Source organism: Cyclobacterium sp. 10D3-21 (assembly GCF_055809755.1).
Map to the genome: position 1 here is coordinate 3797334 of NZ_CM147924.1, position 23573 is coordinate 3820906.

Below are 23573 nucleotides of genomic sequence, written 5' to 3' on the forward strand. Positions count from 1 at the left end.
ATGACATTAAAACATGTTGCATGGAAAAAAGTGGAAAATTTATTCCATGAGATTGCTGACAAAAACGAAGCTGAAAAAAAACTAGTGTTAGACAGCCTTGAGTTCACAGCACCTGAAACCGCTATAACTTTAAAATCACTTTTATTAGCAGATATTTCACCAAATCCGATATTTAAATTCTCTCCTAATCTTTTACTTAAAACCTGGGAAAATGATGAATTCCTTGTCGGTCAAAAAATAGGCGCATTTAAATTAACTGAAATAATTGGCACGGGTGCCATGGGAACAGTATTTAAAGCCTTAAGAGTGGATGGCCAATTTGAACAATTGGTAGCCATAAAACTGATGAATTCACAGGTAACAAATTCTTATCTCAAAAATCGTTTTTATAAAGAAAGGCAGATACTTGCAAAACTAAACCACCATGGAATTGCAAGGTTGTATGATGGGGATTTCAATGAAGAGGGAAGACCGTATTTTACCATGGAATACGTCTCTGGTCATACCTTAATGGAATATTGTAACCTTAATAATTGTCCTATATCCCAACGTTTGGAATTATTTCTTCAAATAGGTGAGGCAGTACAATACGCCCACCAGCTTTTGATTGTTCATCTTGATCTCAAACCTCAAAATATCCTTGTAAATTCATCAGGAGCAGTGAAATTACTGGATTTTGGCGTTGCTCGGTTACTGGAAGACACAAATGATTTTAAAGGAAGCTTTACCTTGGCCTATGCAGCACCCGAACAAATTGAAAAGTTAGTACCCACTACCGTCACTGATATATATGCTTTAGGAACCATTTTATACGAATTGTGTACGAAGACCCATCCATTTCAAACAGTACTCAATGATCCCAAATTATTTACACATCAAAAAATGAGGGGAGATTCATTAGCATTTTCTATGAAGGGAATAGTTGTATCCAAAGTGATGGTTAGCGACCTAAAATATATTTGTAAAAAGGCGATGGCTTTAAAACCTGAAGAAAGGTATGTTTCAATTAGCGATTTAATGAATGATATCAAAGCCAGCCAAAACAATCAGCCAATTTCCATTCGGAATAAAGAATGGAAATACAAGTCAGAAAAATATATAAAAAGAAATAGCAAAATTCTGACTTCAATTATTGCTGGTGTACTATTGTTATTTAGTGCCGTTATTTTCTACACCTATCAATTAAAGATGGAACGAAATTTATCGGTCAGGGAAGCTAAAAGAGCCAATCAAATAACGGATTTAATGACTGATGTTTTTATGGCTGCAGACCCAAATGTAGGCGGAGCTGACACGATTACAGCTGTCCATCTATTGAATCAAGGCCTTGAATCTTTGGAGAAGAACTTAAATGAGGATAAATATTTATATGCCGACATGTTAGGACGACTTTCACCTATATTTTTCAATCTGGGGAAATATGAAAAAGCTCAGGAACTTGCTTTTTCAGCTTACAATATCAACAATAAATTACCTTTGATTGCCCAAAATGTTTTGGCTCAAAATGAAATAGAAATTGGTAAATCATTTTTCTATTTTGGAAAACTGGACAGTTCAATCCGCTATTTAGAAATGGCCATTATAAGGCTTAAGAAAAATGAGCTAAGCCATGGTATTACCATGGCCCATGCTTTAACAGAGCTAGGGCATTCATATTATGATTATAGAAAATACCAAAAAGCTGATTCAGCAATAAATGAAGCCTACAATTTATATAAAGTTTTGACTACACCGCCAAATACAGACTTGGCTTTTTCCTTGCATATGTTGGGTGCTATAGCCAGAAAATTGGGAGATTTAGAAAATAGTGAAAGCTACCTTTTAGAAGCATTGGCTATGAAAGAACAATTATTTACCAGTCCCCATTTGGAAATTGCCTATACCTATAATTTTTTAGGAAGTCTCTATCAATCACTAGGAGAATACGAAAAAGCAATGCAATTTATTAAAGCATCTCTGGAACAACGAAAATCAATACTAGGAGAATCCCATGTTGAAACAATTGCAAGTATGTCGAATTTAGCGAGAACTTATAGTTTCCTTGAGCAGCCAAATGAAGCAATCCCATTGTATGAAAAAGCATTGGCGAAAATTGATTCCATATTTGGTAAAGCACATCCTTACTATGCGGGAATATTAGAGAGTCTGGCGAAAGTTTATTTGAAAACAGGGGCCATAGAGAAAGCAAAGGCAAATTTAATCACAACAGTTTCAATATACCAAGAGTTGTTTCCTCAGGAAGATCTTCGACATGCCTCACCAGTGATTTTTTTGGGCAGAATTGCCATGCAAGAAAATGATTTTCCAAAAGCAAAAGAATTTTTAGTGAAGGGCCTGAGGTTAAGGCAGGCTTCCTTGGCAGAAGGAGACCAGTTAATTGCTCAAAGCCAAAGGGATCTTGCTTCATGCCTGTTCGCTTTGCGCGATTTTGCAGAAGCGATTCATTATTATGAAGCAGCTTTACAAACCTATGCCTCAGCTTCAAACCCATCTAAAGAAACAATAGACAGTATTAAATCAGAAATATTGAGCGCCAGACAAAATCATTATAAATGATTTTTACAGTATTATTGCCGAATAAGCAACACCACCGCAAAAATCATTTAATGTTAAGTCACTCAATCAAAGGCTTACACCCAAGCTTCAAAAAATATCTACCCGGGCAGGTCTTAAATAAATTAATGGAATATGCCCTAACAGGGACCAACATTAACATAAACTTTAGTAGGAAAACCTTTTTGTGTGGATTCCAAACAGATTTTGGTTGGCTTATTAAAATTTTCATCAGCTCTAAATTTCCATATCAAACCGTCTTTATATTCCACTGCAATCCTAATACCATAAGCTCCAGCTGGCACCGTTTTTACTTTTTTTGTACTGGTAGGAATATTCCCACTTGAAATATTTTTACTTTTTACACTTCCATCTTCAAGAATTTTATACGTTATAGTAAAACGCATGGTCATCCCTAAAAATCCATTTTTATTATTCAGTGAAACAGTTTGAGAAGGATAAGCACTTCCAGTACAGGTTTCTATTTCGTATTCAGTGGTATACCCCAATTTTGCATTGGTATTGTCTTTAAGGTATTTCAGGCTATAAGCAATGGGTACACCCGGATTTTCCCGGCTATAGACGGCATTTTCTCCTTGCAGTACATCCTCTAAGTCTCCGAAATTTTTGGCAGATATTGCGGATGAAGTTGCTTGAGCCCCTCCTCCCATGGTAACAACAGTTATGGAAGCCTTATTCAGGATCGTTTTGTACTTTGTTTCAATATCTCCCGAAGCAGAAGATAATCCTGTCACATAATTAAATGCTCCTTTCAGTTCTGCATCTGTGGCCTCCTCGCTCGTTACCATCCTAAATAAAATTATTCGACCATAGGAAACCGAATGCACATAGGCTGGTGGTCCATCTTGACTAAACTTAGCTTTAACATCAGCAATGGTAGCATTCCTTCCAAAAAATTCCCCGGGTTTTTCGGGTGCATTCATGGCTATGGTATAAAACCGTTGTTTAAATACCATCATGGCCACTCTTTCTGTTTTGCTGGAAGTATAGTTAAATTGCGCCTGTGCATCTCCCCTGGCCCACTCTACATTCAGCCCAACATCAAGGCTTAACTGTTTGGAAGAATAAGAAGTTGCTGCCGTATAAGATGAATTAGAAGCTATGGTATATCCTTCTGGTTTGGCATTTGCATTCCACCACTCCAGGGCCTCATCAATTTTAGCCTGAACGCTGGTATTGCTTGCATTTTCTATTTCTATATTGCCTTTTTCCCCAATCCCCGGTAAATCAAGCCTAAGATCAATAGGTGAGCGATCAATGGTCACCGGAGTGGGCAAACCTCCCAATGTAGCTTTATCAGCGATAACTAGTGCTCCTGGATATATTATTCCATCCGTAGGACGAAGAATGGCGATTTCCTCAAAATTATTTTTCAAACTTATTTTCTGAGTTGAACATGTTGTAACAATGCCGTTCTTTGATGTTTCTCGCCTGAGGGGTGCTCCTACTTCCTCTCTACTTTGATTCCCGGCAATATTTTGTTCATTGAAAAGTTCTTTTTTATCAAAATTAAGGTCCTTAACAAATTCACTTATGGTTGTTGCATCTGGAGAAATCTTTATGGGCTCATCTTTGATTATTAAATCACAAGCATTAACCCACATTGCAGCTTTTGGTCGTTAAATTAGAAATTTCAGTTTATTTTCTGTTTTTAATCTGCAAATTATTCGTACCCCCCTACGATCAAATTTTTTTACGCTCTCCACGGGACCTTCATTTGGTTTGTAGTACACAGAGGGTATTGGATTTGGGATCTAAAAATCAGTACTTTACGGGATGTATTTCAAGTTCTCTTTACGAAAACACCCCCAATCAGGAAAGCTATGCGGTTACTACCGTCTGGTGGAGAGTTACCGTAATGCGGACAACAGGATATGCCACCGTACCATTCTGAATGTAGGATTCATTGAGGACACCACCCCAGAGCAGCTCAATAAGATCCAGAAGCACCTTACCGATAAATATGAGCAAAAGACATCTCTATTTGATCAGGAAGAAGATCCTGAGGTCAAACGATATGTTGAAGATTTTTGGCAGCGTATCCTATTATCAAAAAAGCTGGACATCAAGTCAGCAGAGAAACTGTCGCGCATGGTCAACATGGACACACTTCAGCACAGCAATGCAAGGGAGATCGGAGCGGAGAACATAGCTTATCAGACATGGGAGAAGCTGAACCTAACGCCGTTGCTGCTTTCGGTCGGCTTCAGCCCCGAACAGGCCAAGCTTGCGGCCACACAGGTTGTAAGCCGTGCGGTATACCCGGCCTCAGAGCTGAAAACCGTGCGCTGGATAAAGGAAAACTCTGCGGTGTGCGAACTTACCGGGTACGAGGCAGACAAAGTGACAAAAGACAGGCTTTACAAAAGTGCCCTTGACTTGTACAAGGCCAAGGATTCAATCGAAAAGCACCTGTCCAGACGTACCAACGAGCTGTTTGACCTGGAGGATAAGATCATTCTTTACGACCTGACCAACACCTATTTTGAGGGAGAAAAGCGGAACAGCCAACTCGCAAAATTCGGAAGGAGCAAGGAAAAGAGAAACGACGCAAAGCTCATTGTGCTCGCCCTGGTGGTCAACGTGGAAGGCTTCATAAAATATTCCTCCATTCTGGAAGGAAACATTGCCGACTGCAATACCCTATCGGCAATGATCGAGAAACTCGCGTCCCATACCTGCCGTGGTCCTGCAGTAGTGGTACTTGATGCCGGCATCGCCACAGAGGAAAACCTCAGACTTATCGAAAGTAAAGGGTACCGATATCTCTGTGTAAGCCGTACCCGGCTGAAAGATTACAGCTATGTTCCCGGAAGGCTTACCACCTTGCTGGATACAAAATCAAAGCAGACCATCAGACTCAGATCAGTCAATACAGAAAAAAACACCGATTATTACCTTGAGGTCAAAAGCCCTTCCAAGGAAAAAAAAGAGGAAGGGATGAAGCTCCAGTTTGAAAATAGGTTTGAGCAGGAACTCCAAAAGATACACAACGCACTGCACAGCAAGGGAGGAACCAAGAAAGCTGACAAAGTCCACCAGCGTATAGGCAGGGCCAAAGAAAAATACCCGTCTGTCCAGCGTTATTATGACATTACCGTAAGCAGTGATGCGAAAACAGGTCTGGCCACAGAAATCACATGGAAAAAAGACCCGGACAGGCATCAGGAAAAAAATGAAAGCCTGGGCGTCTATTTTCTCCGGACCAACCTGAATGTACAGGAAGAGTATGTGGTCTGGAATATTTATAATACCATAAGAGAGATAGAAAACGCATTCCGTACCCTGAAAACCGACCTGGACCTAAGGCCTATCTACCACAAAAACGACGACGCCACCATGGCACACCTCCATCTGGGGATATTGGCTTACTGGCTGGTCAATACGGTAAGGCATCAGTTAAAACACAATGGCATAAAAAACTGCTGGGGAGAAATTGTCAGAATAGGCAATACCCAGAAGGTAATCACTACTTCGGGGACCAACACATACAACAAAACCATCACCACCCGAAAATGCACAGTACCCAACAAAAATCTAAAGCAGATCTACGATATCCTCCAAACCAAATACCAGCCATTTACCAAACGAAAATCCGTAGTACACAAAACGGAAATCGAAAAAATTGAAAGACCTGAAAAACAGATACTTCTGAGCGGTTAGCTGCAATGTGGGTTAAGAACAAACCAAAAGCATATACCTACTAACGAAGTGGTTCTGACTGATATAGCGTTTTTCATAGTTTTTAGAAATTAGTTGAGTTATATTTCTAAAAGCGATATAAAAACCTAAAAAGGGTAATCAGTTTAAAAAAAAATGGACATTTCTTCGAGGTTTTAATCCTGATTTAATGAAATAGGCAAAAAATAACCTATTGAAGCTAACTTAGCTTGAAATTTTTTCAGCATTGTTGCAGAGAACAAAAAAGCTATACCATTAAAAATTTGTCTTATACATTTCTGGAATCCGTGAGATAAAAATCATTACTATTGATTAATCCGTGGTTTCTAGCAAGAGTTGGAAAAATTTCTGGAAAGCCTAGCAGTTAACTTTTATATTAATTGCCAAATTAACAAAATTCAACTATCATTGCATCTGAATTTAGGTCGTTAGCTCAGTTGGTTCAGAGCGCTGCCTTGACAGGGCAGAGGTCACCAGTTCGAGCCTGGTACGACCTACTTTTTTGACTTTGCTAGTAATTATCCAATTTTCTTGTTAAGGACTTAACTTCTTCATTTAGCTTATCAATTTTTTCCTGTAGATGGACGATAGCATACAAACCTTCCATGTTTATTTCCATTTCATAATGCAACCTTGAAAGTCTTTCCAAGAGGGCTAAATCCTCCTGTAACACGTATTTTTTTTCTTCTATAACAATTATTTCACACAAGTCTTGCGCTGCGAGTGAATAGACAAATGTCATTTCTATATTGCAGGATTGGCAAAACTGATCCAGTGAAACATGATCATCACTTAAATTATTCATGGTTTCTAAGATTAGCCAATTGTTCAAATAGTTTCTTCTCCTCTGCTGAAAGTGTACTTGGAATTTTCACCACATAGGTCAAATACAAGTCTCCAAAGGCACCATCTTTATTATAGACTGGGAATCCTTTTCCTTTTAATTTTACTTTGGTACCATTTTGTGTACCGGCAGCTAATTTTAATTTCACTTTTCCGGTAAGGGTAGGAACAATTATTTCCCCACCCAAAATGGCGGTATACAAATCGATGTCAACTTCTTTGTGTAAATCTGAACCTTCTCTTTTGTACTCAGGATCAGGGGCAATTTTAAAAGTAATATAGAGATCACCTTTAGGCCCACCATTTACACCATCTCCTCCATGATTTTTAATTTTAATGGTTTGACCATCTTCAACACCTGCTTTGATGGTTAGCCTTATCTTTTTACCATTGATCTCAAGGGTTCTTTTGTCCGCTTCGAGGACATCTCGCAGTTGAAGTTCAAGCGTGGCATGAAGATCCTGTCCTTTGAATTTTATGCTAGAGCCAGATGACCTTCTGCCACCACCCCCACCAGCACCAAACATGGAGTCAAAGAAGTCTGAAAATCCGCCCTGTCCAAAGGCCTCTTCAAAATCAGCATTACTGTATTGTTGCTGTGCTCCTCTTCTTCCAGCATTACCAGATTTCTGGTGGGCTTCCTGATTTTTCCAATTTTCACCGTATTGGTCATATTTCTTTCGCTTCTCAGGATCACTTAGCACTTCATTGGCCTCATTCACAGCCTTAAAATGTTTCTCGGCTCCCTTATCGTCTGGGTTCAGGTCAGGATGGTATTTTCTGGCCATTTTCCGGTAAGCTTTTTTAATTTCTTCTGGTGTGGCAGTCTTATTTATACCCAACAGTTTATAATAATCAATAAAATCCATGGTTTATAAATACAATATTTCGATGTTAAAAATTTTCTAAAATTTCAATGCGTTTTTCTATTGGAGGATGCGTTGCAAATAATCCGGAAATTAAAGACAAAATACCAGATGATTTATCTGGCCTATTTTCAATAAATAATTCTGCAACATCATCACTTTTCACTCCTTTTACTTGATAGTTACCCGCTATTTTTCGCAATGCGGATGCCAAAGCACGCGGGTTTCTTGTCATTTCAGCGGCTCCACTATCTGCCATGTACTCTCTTTTCCTGGAAATTGCAAAACGAAATAGCATACTCAAGAAATAAGCAACGAAAGCAATGGCCATGGCTATAAGCACAGCACGACCGTCATTTTTATCTCTTCTTCTGGCTCCACCAAAAAGCATATTACGAAACAATATTTGTGCAACAAAGGAGAAAATTCCCACAAAAATAATGGAAATAATCAAAAGACGAACGTCCTTATTTCTTATGTGCATCAGCTCATGAGCAATAACTCCTTCAAGTTCTTCATCGGTGAGCGCTTCCATTATTCCTCGGGTAAGCGTAACGGTATAGCTTTTCTCATTGATGCCACTGGCAAAGGCATTGTAAGCGGGGTCTTCAATGATATTTACTTTGGGCATTTTCATTCCCTTACTGATGCATAGGTTTTCTACCAAATTGTAAACCCGCATGTTTTCCTTCCGCTCCAGAGGTCTTGAGCCTGCTGCACCCTGTATCATTCTGGAGTGAAAAAAAAAGGCAATCACGAACCAAACAGCAACTGCAATAAGCACACCAGGTATGGTATCCACAAACATTTCATTAATTGAAACATCATATTCTTCCTGTGGAATGGTTAGGTATAAGAAAGCATATACCGAAGCCAAAATCAATAGTGGAAAACCTATTAATAATAAGACAGAACGTGTATTATTTCTCCTGATTTGGGTTTGTATACCTATATATTCTGCCATTTACAATCTAAAATTTAATATCTGGGGCTTTGTCCAGGCGTTCTCTTTCGACCTCACCTACATCAAACATTTTCTCTGTATGGAAGCCAAACATCCCAGCAATTAAATTAGAAGGAAAACTTTGTACAGCTACGTTAAATTCCCGAGTAGCAGAGTTGAAGTATCTCCTAGCAGCAGCCAGCTTGTTTTCTACATCTGAAATTTCATTTTGCAGTTGCAAGAAATTGGTACTGGCTTTTAAGTCAGGATAAGCTTCAACTTGAATCTGCAAGCCTTGTAAAGCTGCTCCTAATTCTTGTTCAGCAGCAATTTTTCCATCAATTGAGGTAGCATTTATCGCCTTGGATCTAGCCTCAGTTACCCTGGTCAATACACTTGACTCATGGTCCATATAGCCTTTCACACTACTTACAAGTTGTGGAATAAGATCATGTCTTTGTTTTAATTGAACATCAATATCTGCAAATGCATTTTCTCTGTTGTTTTTATACGCTACAAGCTTGTTGTAAAGGGAAATCAAAAACAAGCCAATAACGACGGCAACTATTATAATAATCAGCGTAGTACTCATATTAATTTGGGTTTGTACATTAATGCCTGAATATACGAAATTTGTGATTTATTAGTATATTTGGCCACGGTTAACTTCAATTAAAATCAAAATGAAAAAATTTATTGGCCCGGTTTCGGTATTGGTAATTATCATCCTTATAGGTGTATTCTGGTGGAGATATTATTTTGTTTTTGCTGAAGGTGTGAAAGCCGGAAATCTAAACTATTTTGAAAAGAAAGGGTTTATTTTTAAGACCTGGGAAGGAAGGTTAGTTCAAGATGGATTTCAAAGTCCAAATCCTGGAGCCCTTCAAAGCAATGAATTTCGTTTTAGCGCAGAAGGTGATTCTCTGGCTTCAATTTTAGAACGCTCGGGGGGTAAATTTGTTGAACTTAGGTACAAAGAATACCTTAACCCCATTCCTTGGCGTGGGGCAAGTGAGTACGTAGTAACCGAAATCATAAGAGTGGAAAATTCCAAAGCAGCTGAGAGTTTCCCAATCAAATAAATCAAAAAGGGCAGTGAAATCACTGCCCTTTTTGATTTAGCATTGTATTTATCATGGAATAGCCATTTTGACTTCTTATTCCTGTTAAATTACAATATAAGACTATCAATCCTTTTCATTTTTAGGTTTTCTCTTGCTGGATTAAATTTTGGCAAGGCTTATCACAAAGGATGTTTGTGTAAGGTTATATTTTATGCCCATTGAAATTAGTAGCTCTGTTGGTTAATTCTTTTCAGGCTGGATTTATAAGCAGTTTATTCTCTTTTCTTCTTTAACAGTAATGTATATTGGCAGTGGATTGCTTGCTTTTTCTAATCACTCACCTTAGGACCTATCCACCACGAATAACGTACCATCACCTAATATTTACAGCAATAAATTATCACCATAAGGATAGATATTAAAAACATTGAGGATCAATTTTTGTTATATTTTATATAGGATAAAATTAATAGTGAGCTAATTTTTATTTTTATTGTAAAAATTTTTCACTTAGTTGCTGTAGAGAATTCTTAAATATTTTAAGGAGAAAATTTTCTATTCGTTTAACGTCTTCGGAAATCGACCAAATAACCAAACTAGATGTTTAAACAGAATTCATGATTTAATTCAATTTTAATCTTTCATTAATTAGATTTTATTATAAAGCTGAATAGAAGTACTGCAAAAATTCCAGACTTAACAAGAACATTATGAATGATTTACCTACCCATAAGGTTTTAGTAGTAGTGGGTATTCTGGAGGATTACATGCTTTTTGAAGAAAAGTTTGGGGAATTAGGAGTTGATAAAACACAGCTTTACTGGTTCAAATCTATTGGACAAGTTACTTCAAGCTTTTATGATTTAGTAATTTGTGATTTAAATTTACCAGAATCCAAGAGAAATGAAACCTTAACTGAAATAAAACTCAAATTAGGTCAAATTCCTATTATAGCAATATCTTCTAATCCTGAATTAAACTTCTATATTAAATTAATTCAGGAAGGTGTTCAGGATGTTCTCGTCAAAGAGCGTTTTGATAAAGTACAGTTATACAAAGCCTTAAGGACTGCGATAGAAAGCAAGGAGTTGAGACATGATCTTATAAAGGCTGAAAAACGAATGGATCAAATTCCGCTAATGCTGAGCGAAAATTGGTACAATTTGCTTTTCACTGAAAATCCTACACCAAAATTTTTATGCCGGGCGGAAGACCTTTCTATACTGCAAACCAATCATGCGGCTGAAAAATTATTAAAAACTACAGGCAATGCAATCAAATATTTTTTCGAGCTTTTTCGAGGAAATAAAGAGCAGAATTTTAAAAAAGCCATAATTGATAAAAAAAACCATGCCGGTCACTCCTTCCGAACAAGAACACATACGAAAAGTAATTCAGGGGAGGATATTTTGCTTCAAGTCACCATACAACAGATTGAAGTTGAAGAAAAGACTCTGATACTGTTCGCATGTTTAGATATAACCGAAGTAGAAACTACTAAAAACACTTTAAAAAAAATAGTTCATCGTTTCGAACTCATGCTTAAGGCCACTAATAGTGCCATTTGGGATTATAATGTGCAAGGTAAAGAGCTTATTTTTGGAGATAATTACAACTCACTATTCGGTTACGATTCAGTCAAAGATGACAGCATGGAAGCTTGGGTCAAACGCATTCATCCTGATGAGCGAAATAAAATTCTTAACAGTTTCGATCATGCAGTTAATGAAAACCTACCAAAATGGGAAGCCTCCTATCGATTTCAAAAAACAGATGGAAGCTATGCACATGTTTTTGACCAATGCACTTTTCTAAGGAATGAACAGGGGCAAACAATTCAAGCAATTGGAGCCATGCAAGATGTTTCCAACCACAAGGATAGGGAGCATCAGCTTCATTTAATGGAAAAAGTGGTTGAAAGTGCGAATGACCCCATCTTAATAACCGAAGCCGAACCGATCGATGAGCCTGGGCCTCGTATAGTTTATGCCAATGATGCCTTTTTAAAACAAACTGGTTATTCAAGAGAGGAAATTATTGGGAAAAATCCACGCATTCTTCAAGGACCAAAAAGCAATAAAAAAGAGCTTGCACGGTTAAAAAAAGCCATGGAAAATTGGGAACCTTGCCAGATTGAAACCATAAATTATAAAAAGAACGGAGAAGAGTATTGGGTAGAATTTTCCGTTGTGCCCATAGCAAATGAAAACGGTTGGTTCACAAATTTTATAAGCATTCAAAGGCAAACTTCAGAATGGAAAAAGAAGAATGAAATAAAAGAAATTTTTCAAAGAATGAGTATGGCCGTTAGCCAACCCAAAGATCTAGCTGGAAGGTTTGAAGCTTTGTTGAGAGTGATCTTGGGATACACCAATTTAAAAATCGCAGAAGGCTGGATTATGAATATTGACAATAGTAGGCTCAATAAAGTCATTACCTGCACACAGCCTTTTGATTTTGATGACATCTCTGAAATGAAAAATGTCTTCAAAGAAGTAGAAATGGGAGTAGGTTTGGCAGGGTCCGTGTGGGAAAAAGGCGAAACCATCATTTGGGAAGATTTAAAAAATCATCCAGAGTTTAACCGAAATAAATCCCTTCTAAAATACGGATTGAAAACAGCCGTGGCAATTCCAGTCTTTCATGATAATTACTTGGTTGGAGTAATAAACCTATTTTCTCAAAGAGAGAAAATAGATTTAGCTTCGCATTTGATGTTTTTCGAAAAAATAAGCCTTCGATTAGGAGCAGAGTTGAAACGAATGAAAACAGAAGATGAACTTAAAACGGTTTTCGATTTAACTCCTAACTTATTATTTATAACCAATTATAAAGGAGTAATAAAAAAAGGAAATGCGCAAACTGCCAAAACCCTCCATTGTATGGAATCCGATTTAATTGACAAATCCTTTCGAAAAATGATTCCCCAGGATTATCAAGCTGAATTTGACAAATTTTTAACAGACTTATATACGACAAAAACAATTAATGATGTTGATGTTCCTCTTTTGATCAATGACCAGGTAAAGTGGATTAATATTTCTGCTACGCTACTACCGGCAGGGTTTTTTATCTACTGTGTAGGAAAAGACATAACCCATCAGAAGAATTTGGAGGAATTGTTAAAAAGAACCCATGAAAATGTCAGAATGGGGACTTGGGAAGTAAACATTGCCAATAATAGCGTTTATTGGTCACACATGACTAAAGTAATCCATGAGATAGACGATCAATTTAAGCCAGAACTACAAACTGCTATAAATTTTTATAAGGAGGGCTATTCAAGGGATTTAATTCAAGATAAAGTAGCACAAGCTTTAAAGGGAGAAATTAAGAATTTTGAAGTAGATGCTCAAATAGTTACCTCCCTTGGAAATACGGTATGGATAAGGGTTCAAGCGGAATCCGAATGGTTGGATGGCAAGCTTTTCCGGATTTTCGGTAGTATTCAGGATATCAATGAACGAAAGAATGCCGAGGAAGAAATTGTAGAAGCAAAAATGCGCTATGATCTGGCTTCTAAAGCAGCTATCATTGGTATTTGGGATTGGAATATTGTGGAAAACACACTTATATGGGATGATACCATGAAAACTTTGTATGGGATAGATATTGATAATACAAATGATGGTTATCAACTGTGGAAAAGTGGTTTGCATCCGGATGACCAGGAACGGCAAAATGAAATTGTTCAGGAGGCGTTATTGGGAAAGAATTCTTATAATACTCAATTCAGGATAATATTGCCATTAACGGGAGAGATTAGGTATTTAAAGGCATTTGCCTATGTTGTCCGAAACGAAGTAGGCGAGCCTGTGAGAATGGTAGGAGTAAATTATGATGTTACTGAGGAAGTAGAATACAAGTTGGAAATTGAGAAAGCCAATCTTGAAAGAAAAAAAATATTGGAAAGCATCACAGATGGCTTTTTCTCTGTCGACAAAGACTGGATAGTAACTTACTGGAACACTGCTGCCGAAAGTATACTGAAAATGCCTCGTGAAAACATTTTGGGTAAAAGTTTGTGGGATATTTATGAGGATGCATTACACCTTGATTTTTTTACTGAATTTTCGATTTCCATGGAAAGAGGTGAAGAAAGATGTTTTGTCGAATATTATCCAACTGTTGATATTTGGCTAGAATGTTCTGCATTTCCAAAAGAAAATGGCATTGTCGTTTATATGAAGAATATAACCGCAAGAATAAATCAACATAAAAAGTTAGCTGAGGTAAAGCTACTTCAAGAACATGTTATTAACAGTACAGAAGACCTTATTTGGGCCATAGATGATCAGTATATATTAATTTTAGCCAATAATGCATTTCTCGATGAAATGGAAAGGGTTTCTGGCTATAGGTTTAAATTAGGGGAACCCATTGTCAATTTTTCTAAAGAGCAATTGTCGGTAAGTGAAAAGTCTCTTGGTTACTGGGAAAAAAATTTTACGAAGGTTTTAGCTGGTTTTCAGTTAAACCTTACTTTTAAGTCTGGGGAAAAAGAATTAGAATCCAAAACTTTTCAAATTGGACTCTATCCAATTGTTGACAAGGATAAAGGTAAAGATCGCATATCCGGAGCAGCCTGTTTTGCCAGGGATATTACAGATCGGGTGAAGCATATTTCCGCGATTGAAAGACAGAATGAAAAACTAAGAGAGATTGCCTGGAGACAATCCCATGTAGTACGTGCTCCAGTCGCAAGGATAATGGGACTAGTAAATCTTCAAAAAAGTATGAACTATACAGGAGAGGAACTCCAGGAAATTTTAGATTACATCATGGACTCTTCCAATGAATTGGACAAAATTATTAGGGATATCTCAGAGAGATCAAATCAGAAATAATTATCTACTGATTGGATTAAAAGGATAAAATAGTTTAGGAAAATAAATGCAATCCGTTAAGAATTACAATGAGCCCCTATTTCAAGATGAAAACAACTAGCAATTTGGTATAGAACCTATTAAAACACTTTGAATCAGGGCCTAAAAAAACTTTTAATGCCAATAAACAGTAATTTAAATACTGGTCATGTAAATTGACTTTTATTCAATTCCTCTAAAAAATAAAGCCCTCCAATGAATTTCAAAGGAGGGTTTTTAGTTGTTTTACCAGTTTCTATCTTTCAAGTAGGCATCCAATTCAGCCTTACTCATTGGAAGATCATTTTTACTGTTAAGCCAGGTCATAAAATCACTTTTAATTATATCACTCCATCGACTATCAATTTCACCAGCAGTATACTTTTTCTCCTGTAGTCTAAGATGGCCAAATTCATCTCTTAGCGCGGTGAATTCTGCATTGATCACAAGATCTGCTACCAAATGAGCTGGAATAAAAATCACTCCCCATTTATTGGCTAAAACTGCATCTCCAGGTAAAACCGTGGCCCTACCAATTCTAATAGGATAGTTAATGGTAGTAAGCATCATTTCCTGAATGTAGGACGGATCATGACCTTTTATCCAAAGATTGAAACCTTCAATCTTATCTAAACCAGCCATATCTCTAACTGCTCCATTAAATATAACACCTCGTTTTGAGTTGGTATGGATGGCAATTCCAAGGTTGTCTCCTATCAAGGTACCATCAGCGATCTTTCCGTAGCTATCGGCTATATAGATATCCCCTTCAACCAAACCGTCAATAGGCCAGGAATTGGTTCCGCCGGATTGGGCTCTCCCCTCTTCTTTACCTACCTTTTTCACCAGGTTATTGACATCTTCTCTAAAAGGCATGTATTGAGCGGTAACAGCTCTTCCTGTCATGACTTCATTCTCATCTAAAATAATCCAATCGTTTTCAAACTGATTGTTATATCCTTTGTTCCTCAAAATTCCCCAAGCTTCTTCCATAGATATGGCCTTGAGTCTTTCAAGATATTCATCTGAAACTTTTGGCCTTCCGTCAGGAAATCTTTCCCCATCCCATTCTACAGTCAAAGCTTTGATTTGATCTGGTGTAGGTGAAATTTGTTGGGAAAAACTCTCCAAAGTAAAAGCCGATAAACATACGAGGCAAGCAAGCGTAATCTTCTTCATCATAATCGGGTTTAATAGTATTAAAATGTGAATTTCCAGAAAAGAAAGTAATAAAACAACCAGTCTCCAATCTAAATTATTTGATCGTTAACTTTTGAGATTAGGATTTAGCTCCACCATCTATCATTAGACCGGTCGGTATTCCAATCATCAGTCGGCGCAAAGTACTCAGTACCTTCTTGTAAGTGTTGTTTGATGACTTCATCATTAAGTTCTATACCCAACCCTGGACCTTCTGGCACTTTAGCAAAACCATCAATGACCAAAGGTTTCGGAATATTCTTCACCATGTCTTCCCACCATGGAATATCAACAGAATGATGTTCTAGAGAAATAAAGTTTTCAGTTGCCGCCGCACAATGAATATTGGCCATAAAGGAAACTGGAGTTCCTGCAAAATGCATCGCCATAGGTATTCCTTGCTCTTCAGCATAATCCCCAATTTTTTTTGTTTCTAAAATCCCTCCTGAGGAGGCCAAATCCGGCTGAATCATATCAATGGCGCGGGCATCAATCAATTTGATAAACTCTTCTTTTAGAAATATATCCTCACCTGTCAAAGTTGGCGTTTTGATGGCATTTGTTATTTGCTTCCATTTCTCTGTATAAAACCAGGGAACCATGTCTTCAAGCCATGCAAGTCTATAAGGCTCCAATGCTTCCCCTAAACGGATACATTCCTTATAGTCAAAATGACCAAAATGATCTGCTGCCAGAGGTATCTCATACCCAATTTTGTCTCTTACGGCAGCAACAAATTCTACCATCTCAGCTATGCCTTTATCTGTAATTTGCACCCCTGTGAAAGGATGCCCCGTTCGGCCGTAACTTCCATACTCTGAATCCCATTCCCTTCCTTTTTCAAATGCTTTGGTATTGACCACAGAACCTTTATTGTCCTTTACCATTTCAACGCCAAAGTCCATTTTTAAAAAGGTATAGCCTTTGTCCTTTCTTGCTTTCATGCGGTCTGCAAAGACTGCTGGATCATTGGATTTAGTGGTATCTGAATACAAGCGGATAGAATCCCTGTATTTACCACCTAACATTTGATAAATGGGTACATTATAAGCTTTCCCAGCCAAATCCCAAAGGGCCATTTCAATCCCACATACTCCTCCTGCCTGCCTTGCATGGTTACCAAAGAGTTTAATTTTTTTAAAAAGCCGTTCTATTTGGCAAGGATTTTCTCCTAAAATCCGGCTTTTCAGCACCAAGGCATATTTTGCACTGGCACCATCACGCACTTCTCCTAATCCATAAATTCCCTGGTTGGTGTCAATTCTGATAATCGGACAGCGCATAGGAGCTCCTGCTACTTCTGCAATCCTCAAATCTGTAATTCTTAAATCTGATGGATTAGAATTCCGGTTGACATTTTGCATGGAATGGGCAAGTGTGTCCTCGATGGGCATAGACATAAACGCACCTAGGCCCAGGCCTCCTAATGCCGCTTTTTGAAGGAATGACCTACGGTCGGGTATTGCCGTTTCGGGAGGCATCATTGCTTTTTGTGCTACCTCTTTTTTAGGTGTAGTGGGTAGGTTGAAAAGGTTACTGAATTTTGGGTTATCTATTGGTTTCATAGTTATTGGGTTAAGTAATTTTATTATTCAAAAAAAGGAACATCTTTAACTGCATATTTTTTCATGCCCTCCTCATTGATTTCCACACCAATTCCGGGCTTTTCAGAGAGGGTAATGAATCCATCCGAAGTCCTCTCACCATCGTAGGTTACAATGTCCTGCCACATCTGTTCCGTGTCCATGTAAATTTGCCATTCCATGATTTGGAAATTTGGAACCGAAGCGCACACATGACAAGAAGCCATTGCCCCTAAAAAAGAGGCAACCATATGGGGACTAAAGGGTACATAAAATAAATTGGAAAGGTTTGCGATGCGCTGGGCTTCTCCTAGGCCTCCGGCTTTCTGTATGTCTGGCATGATAATGTCCACTCCCCCTTCGGTGAGTATATTGACAAATCCATAAGCCAGGTAAACATTCTCACCTGTACAAATAGGCGTGCTGGTCTGCTGGGTGAGTTTTTGATAAAGGTTAGGGTTATCTGCCGGAATCGGTTCCTCTAACCACATTAGGTCAAGGTCTTCATACATTTGGGCCATCTTGACTCCAGTTACAAAATCATACCTACCGTGCATGTCTACACAGATATCAATTCCTTTGCCTACTTCTTCTCTCACAGCAGCAATGGCATTGTACATCCGGTCAATTTCTGCAGGACTGGCGGTCCAATTGAATCTATCATATTTGTTAGGATCTCCCCCATCGTCCACATCAAACTTTACTGCGGTATAGCCTCTATCCACAGCTCCCCTGGCTGCCTCAGCATAATCTTGAGGGCTTGGATTTCTGGATGTGTACAGAGCGGTATCGCAATACACTCTGATTTTATCCCTGAATTTACCACCTAGTAACTGGTAAACAGGAACGCCAAAAACTTTGCCGGTAATGTCCCAAAGTGCGGTTTCTATGGCCGTTAGCACAGCCACAAAAACTCCGGATTGAGCGCCTCCAAAAAAGGCCCCTTTTCTCAATTGTTCCGCAAGTCGGTTTGGATTGAGTGGGTTTTCTCCTTTGATTTGTCCCCCTAATCTTTTGACCAGATGATAGGTCCCATGGATGGCATCTACTGCCTCACCACAGCCTACCACGTCCTGATTGGTATATATTTTAACGTATAATGCACCTCTTACAAAGCCACATTTTACATCTGTAATTTTAAGCGTAGAAGGATTGGAATGGGAGGGCATTTTCTCCACAGCTGCAGAAAGCGCTGTTCCATAATTGGACAAAAAAGCCGTTCCTGTTATGCCTGTCAATGCTGCCTTGGAAAGAAATGACCTTCGGTGTATGTTTTTAGTCATGGTTTTTTATTTTGGGTTAATCGTTACTAATTAAAACTAGGTCAAGAAACTTAAAGATCAGTCAATATTTACATTGTAGACATCCTTATTAGAAGTGCTCAACCTCCAGCACTTTAAATTTTCATGCCAATAAACCAGTAAATACCAATATTATCGCAATTCCTGAGCTAGAGAAAAGCTTTATTTACCAGGTCCTGTTTTCCAGTATTTCTCGAATTTGTTCTTTGGGAATAGGCAGTTCATCCATATGATCGTTTAGCCACTTAGAAAAATCCTTTTCTATTTCAGGAGACCAACGGGTATCAATTTGCCCTGCCGTATATATCCCTTCTCTAATCCTACTATGACCAAACATATCCCGAAGGCGGACTACTTCTGAGGTAACAACCACTTTTTCCGCCAAATGGGGCGGAATAAACGTAACTGCTCCATCTCTACCCAAAACTACATCCCCAGCCATGACCGTTACTTGCCTGATTTTGGTAGGTTTATTGATTCCAATCAACATGGTATTCAAATCACCTGATTGGTTGTGATGGGAAGGATGATAACTACTAAAATAAGACACAAAGCCTCCGATGGCTTTTAAGCCGTTGATATCTCTGATCGCACCATCATACACGATGCCATTTCCAGATTTTGCATAGATGGCATTCCCAACATTATCACCGATTGTAGGTCCCCCATTGTGAAGGCCAAATTGGTCCGCTACATAAACATCTCCAGGCACTAAAAGATCAACAGGCCAACTGTTTTGCCCACGTTTTCCTTCTGCTTTTCCTCTTTTGTCAATGGCGCCATGGATATCTGGTCTTCCAGGCATGAAGGTCGCTGTAAGTGCCCTGCCCACCAATATACTGTCGGGATGAATGGTCTCCCAGCCTTCAGCATATTGATATTTGTAACCTTCGTTCTTTAATACAGCCCAGGCTTCTTCGTGTGTTACTACCTTCATCCGTTCCAAAAGAGCATCAGAAACCCTGGGGCGTCCATCTTCGAATCTATCTCCATTCCACTCCGGGGTGAGGAATAGCAATTCTTCTTTACTTATCTGTTGCCCCTCACTTTGTTGGGTTGCAAGTAAGAAAATTGAGAATGCACAAAACGCCTTTATCATATTCCACTTATTCATCCTCCGTCAGTTTAATTAAAAAAACATATTTAGTACCTCTTCCAGTTTAGGATAGGCGAAAAAGCAACCTGGAAGTTTATTTACCACCTAACTTTTTGAAAGGTCCAGTCTGCTTGCACTTTTCTCATTTCTATTTGATCATCCCTTTTGGACAACCCACTGTCAAGGTATTGTTGATGCAGTTTTGCTAAAGCCTTTCGATCTAATTCTACACCCAATCCAGGACCATTCGGCACCTCCACAGCCCCATCTTCAAAAGCCATACTTCCACCAATGATCACTTCCTCAGACTGCCATGGATAATGGGTATCAAGAGCATAAGGAACTTCCGGCAATGCCCCTCCCAAATGCACCATAGCCGCCAATGAGATGCCTAAATGACTATTGGAATGCATGGATAGTTTTCGATCAAAAGTGCTGCAAAGCTTGGCCAATTCCATTGAAGCCCTTAAGCCACCCCAAAAGTGATGGTCACTAAGAATTATATCCTCAGCACCCAATCGAATACTTGAAGGTATTTCATCAAATGAAGTGGTACACATATTGGTAGCCAAGGGAGTTGTTATCAGATTTCTTAATTTGGACATTTCCTCCTGACCACGAACCGGATCTTCCAAATACTCCAGGATTGGTTCCATTTTTTTACCATACTTTAAAGCTGTTTCTGGTTTCCATATGGCATTGGGGTCAAACCTAAGGGGCATGTCATCACCAAATTCGTCATATAATGCAAACATGGCGGCTACTTCCTGTTCAGGTTCAAATGCCCCTCCTTTTAACTTTATCGATTGGAAACCATAGTGTTTACACATGGCCCTTGCCTGGGCTACGACTCCCTTTGGATCTATCGCGGCTTCCTGTCTGGCAGCATTCCAACCGGTGGCATATTTTTCTTTCCCAAAGCCTAATTCTCCCCCAGCTCCTTCGAATTTATAGAACAAGTAAGCGGCAAAAGGTACTGCATCTCGCATTTTCCCTCCCAAAAGGTCCACAATTGGCCGATTGACCACTTTGCCAATAATATCTAGACAGGCGACTTCCAAGGCTGAAAAAACATGAACAAGCTTTCGCTGGTCCCAAGGAGCATCTCCCCTGTCTTTGCTAGTATCCGTACCAAAATGAGCATTCAATGCATGCTGTAGTTTACCAAATTGATAAACATCCTTCCCAATGATGATTTTAGCCGCCTCAGCTAATGAACTATTGATGGCATCATTCCCAGGTATTTCACTGATACCAATAATTCCATCTTCTGTCACCAACTCCACGATTGTGCGCAAGGCATAAGGCGCATGTAATCCTGCCGCATTTAACAAAGGCGGATCAGTAATCGCGATAGGGGTAATGATCATTTCCTTAATGATCGGTCCCCTACCTGATAAATTTTTATTCATAATTTAAGAAAATGAAGGTTTAGTCCACATTGGATAATTTTTCCATTAACAAAGCCAGCGCACTATGGTCTTTTTCATCCCATCCTGCTGCCAAAGCAGCATCCATATGATTGGCCACTAAAGCAGATCCATACAATGGGACTTTGAATTCTTTACCAGCCATTAAGGCAATGTTCATGTCTTTACGGTGCAATTTCAATTTAAAACCGGGGTCAAAGTTTCGGTCAATAATCCTTTGTCCATGTAAATCGAGAATTCTACTTTGAGCAAAACCACCCAAAAGCGCTTCTCTCATTTTTTCAAGGTTTACACCTGCTTTTTTGGCCAAAGTGAAAGATTCAGCCACCGCTTGTATGGTCATCCCTACGATCATTTGGTTACAGGCTTTCGTTAATTGGCCTGCACCTGCATCTCCAATAAGTACGGCACTCTTGCCCATCACATCAAACAATGGTTTTAAAGCATCGAATGCCGATTCTTTTCCTCCAACCATAATCGAAAGGTTTCCTGTTTCCGCCCCTACTTGGCCTCCTGATACTGGCGCATCTAATGCATCCACGCCTTTAAGATGCATGGCCTCTGCCACTTCTCTAGCGGTGGATGGTGCAATAGTAGACATGTCAACAAAAATACTTCCCTCCTTGATTCCTGCCAAAACACCCATATCACCAAAAACAACTTCATTAACTTCTGGTGAATCAGGAAGCATGGTAATAATGATTTCTGAATTTTCTGCTAAATCTTTACAGGTGGAAAAGGCAGTTGCTCCTTTAGGGGTTAAATCTCCAGCAGCCTTATTGCTGTCTAAAATATTCAAACTGTAGCCTGCATCGATTAAATTGATCGCCATGGGTTTACCCATAATCCCCAGTCCTATAAATCCTACTTTCTTCATAATAGTTGCTCTTTATTAATTTAAAATTCTCGCTTATTTTATAGTATTGATCGTCATTTTAAGCTCAAGAAATCAGGCCTCCTCATCTTTTAATGCCTGTAGAATTCCTATAATGTGTCCATAGGCGAAAGAAAATGCTTGAGAACCTGCCCCCTCTGCCTCATGGTGCGGCACATGGTCAGGCATTATCATTCCATCAAATTCAACATCACGTAGGGCGCGTATTACATGGAAGAAATTCATTTCCCCATTGTCGGGATAAACTTCCTGGAAATTATTGTAGTTGCCTTTGATATTTCTAAGGTGAACATTGAATATTTGTTTTTGCTTGCCAAAATATTCTATAATTGGGAAGATATCATTTTTTGGATCCCTTAAACCTTCAGCAATGGATCCAATACAGAAATTAAACCCATGGTATGGACTATCGGACAATTTAGCAAACCTCTTCATCCCTTCAAAAACTTCGGGACTATTCCATCTCATTATCCCTTTATATTGGTCAGGTACTGGTGGATCGGCGATGTGATTGCCCAACTGAACTTTGTATTCCTCAGCTACCGGAACAATCCTATCCAATAAATAGGCGATTCTTTCAAAGATTTCGTCCCCATCCACATTTCCAGCTACAGTTAAAGGTTGTTCTCTCTTTAAGGCTTCTTCATAATTCCAGGTATTATAAGTGGCATTCCCTCTCTTTGGGTCAATGGTTCTACCAGTCCTAAGGACAGGCAATATTGTAGTGTTGTAGTTCAACAACTTTACTCCTGTTTTTGCGGAAACCTGGATCATTTGCTGGATCATTTCTATTTCCCTGTCCCTTTCAGGGCTTTTTCCCAGCATGATATTGGGAACCTGCACACGATCAATGCCGGCAGAAGTCAAAGGAAGATGGTAAGCGTCTAAACTAATCCCAAATTTTTCACATGCTTCTCTTTTTCTAAGTGAGTCTTCCAAATCCCATCCTACACCTGGGATAAATTTTGGCATTCCACCATCCATGTTAAAAACACCATGTCTGGCTTTAAAAGCCAGGTTTTCTTCGGAAGTACCTCCCGCTTGACAGCCCACCTTCATCAACAGCTTCTTTGCTGGCATAATTTTTTTTGCCGCCGGTCTGGATTTAGACCTATCTGCACCCATGGCCACAGAGGCGGTAGTTAAAGCTCCTGCAGTACCAGAAGCAAACAACTTCATGAATTTCCTTCTCTGAAGGGTTTTAAGAATATTTTTCATACTATTCTGGGTTT

16 protein-coding genes and 1 tRNA gene are annotated in these 23573 nt (G+C 38.9%); 5 read left to right on the forward strand and 12 right to left on the reverse strand.

The genetic code is table 11. The annotated features are described in order from the left end of the window. The gene (locus AC0L7T_RS15050; protein WP_473336196.1) at window positions 1-2556 is read left to right on the forward strand and encodes a protein kinase domain-containing protein; all 2556 of its coding nucleotides are present in this window, start codon (window positions 1-3) and stop codon (window positions 2554-2556) included. Between the two features lie 137 nt (window positions 2557-2693). Here AC0L7T_RS15050 and AC0L7T_RS15055 read toward each other — a convergent pair whose 3' ends face one another. After that, complete coding sequence (locus tag AC0L7T_RS15055; protein ID WP_473336198.1) at window positions 2694-4178, reverse strand: thiol-activated cytolysin family protein; 1485 nt, start codon at window positions 4176-4178, stop codon at window positions 2694-2696. A 172-nt stretch (window positions 4179-4350) separates the two neighbouring features. Here AC0L7T_RS15055 and AC0L7T_RS15060 point away from each other — a divergent pair, with 172 nt between their 5' ends. Together AC0L7T_RS15060 and AC0L7T_RS15065 are read left to right on the forward strand one after the other, a co-directional pair. Then, the gene (locus tag AC0L7T_RS15060; RefSeq protein WP_473336199.1) at window positions 4351-6237 is read left to right on the forward strand and encodes an IS1634 family transposase; all 1887 of its coding nucleotides are present in this window, start codon (window positions 4351-4353) and stop codon (window positions 6235-6237) included. 440 nt (window positions 6238-6677) lie between these two features. Next, window positions 6678-6752: transfer RNA gene (locus tag AC0L7T_RS15065), tRNA-Val, on the forward strand. A 14-nt stretch (window positions 6753-6766) separates the two neighbouring features. Here AC0L7T_RS15065 and AC0L7T_RS15070 read toward each other — a convergent pair. Genes AC0L7T_RS15070 through AC0L7T_RS15085 form a run of 4 tightly spaced genes read right to left on the reverse strand, consistent with a single transcriptional unit; the run spans window position 6767 to window position 9499 of the window. Then, window positions 6767-7060, reverse strand: a complete 294-nt coding sequence (locus tag AC0L7T_RS15070) for a chaperone modulator CbpM (RefSeq protein ID WP_473336200.1) — start codon at window positions 7058-7060, stop codon at window positions 6767-6769. Further along, the gene (locus tag AC0L7T_RS15075; RefSeq protein WP_473336201.1) at window positions 7053-7967 is read right to left on the reverse strand and encodes a DnaJ C-terminal domain-containing protein; all 915 of its coding nucleotides are present in this window, start codon (window positions 7965-7967) and stop codon (window positions 7053-7055) included. Before AC0L7T_RS15075 ends, AC0L7T_RS15070 begins: the two co-directional genes overlap by 8 nt. 25 nt (window positions 7968-7992) lie before the next feature. Next, window positions 7993-8928 carry a M48 family metallopeptidase gene (locus AC0L7T_RS15080; RefSeq protein ID WP_473336202.1) on the reverse strand — a complete coding sequence of 312 codons (936 nt, stop codon included), beginning with the start codon at window positions 8926-8928 and terminating at the stop codon, window positions 7993-7995. Between the two features lie 7 nt (window positions 8929-8935). Then, window positions 8936-9499, reverse strand: coding sequence for a LemA family protein (locus AC0L7T_RS15085; protein WP_473336203.1), 564 nt, complete (start codon window positions 9497-9499; stop codon window positions 8936-8938). 91 nt (window positions 9500-9590) lie between these two features. Between AC0L7T_RS15085 and AC0L7T_RS15090 the strand changes: the two genes are divergently transcribed. Beyond that, window positions 9591-9989 carry a hypothetical protein gene (locus AC0L7T_RS15090; RefSeq protein ID WP_473336204.1) on the forward strand — a complete coding sequence of 133 codons (399 nt, stop codon included), beginning with the start codon at window positions 9591-9593 and terminating at the stop codon, window positions 9987-9989. 692 nt (window positions 9990-10681) lie between these two features. Further along, on the forward strand, window positions 10682-14818 hold the full coding sequence (locus tag AC0L7T_RS15095) for a PAS domain S-box protein (RefSeq protein ID WP_473336205.1): 4137 nt from the start codon (window positions 10682-10684) through the stop codon (window positions 14816-14818). Between the two features lie 264 nt (window positions 14819-15082). Here AC0L7T_RS15095 and AC0L7T_RS15100 read toward each other — a convergent pair whose 3' ends face one another. The 7 genes from AC0L7T_RS15100 to AC0L7T_RS15130 all read right to left on the reverse strand — a co-directional run bounded on the left by AC0L7T_RS15100 (window position 15083) and on the right by AC0L7T_RS15130 (window position 23559). Continuing rightward, window positions 15083-16018 carry an RraA family protein gene (locus AC0L7T_RS15100; protein WP_473336206.1) on the reverse strand — a complete coding sequence of 312 codons (936 nt, stop codon included), beginning with the start codon at window positions 16016-16018 and terminating at the stop codon, window positions 15083-15085. Window positions 16019-16122: 104 nt separating this feature from the next. Beyond that, window positions 16123-17520, reverse strand: coding sequence for a mandelate racemase/muconate lactonizing enzyme family protein (locus AC0L7T_RS15105; protein WP_473343374.1), 1398 nt, complete (start codon window positions 17518-17520; stop codon window positions 16123-16125). A 104-nt stretch (window positions 17521-17624) separates the two neighbouring features. Next, window positions 17625-18902, reverse strand: coding sequence for a mandelate racemase/muconate lactonizing enzyme family protein (locus AC0L7T_RS15110; protein ID WP_473336208.1), 1278 nt, complete (start codon window positions 18900-18902; stop codon window positions 17625-17627). A gap of 184 nt (window positions 18903-19086) precedes the next feature. After that, window positions 19087-20019 carry an RraA family protein gene (locus AC0L7T_RS15115; RefSeq protein WP_473343375.1) on the reverse strand — a complete coding sequence of 311 codons (933 nt, stop codon included), beginning with the start codon at window positions 20017-20019 and terminating at the stop codon, window positions 19087-19089. Between the two features lie 95 nt (window positions 20020-20114). Further along, window positions 20115-21428 (reverse strand): enolase C-terminal domain-like protein, encoded by a 1314-nt coding sequence (locus AC0L7T_RS15120; RefSeq protein WP_473336209.1) that lies wholly within the window; start codon window positions 21426-21428, stop codon window positions 20115-20117. A 19-nt stretch (window positions 21429-21447) separates the two neighbouring features. Further along, complete coding sequence (locus AC0L7T_RS15125) at window positions 21448-22323, reverse strand: 2-hydroxy-3-oxopropionate reductase (protein WP_473336210.1); 876 nt, start codon at window positions 22321-22323, stop codon at window positions 21448-21450. Window positions 22324-22395: 72 nt separating this feature from the next. After that, a complete protein-coding gene (locus AC0L7T_RS15130) occupies window positions 22396-23559 on the reverse strand; it encodes a mannonate dehydratase (protein ID WP_473336211.1) in 1164 nt (387 codons plus the stop codon). Window positions 23560-23573: the final 14 nt, after the last annotated feature.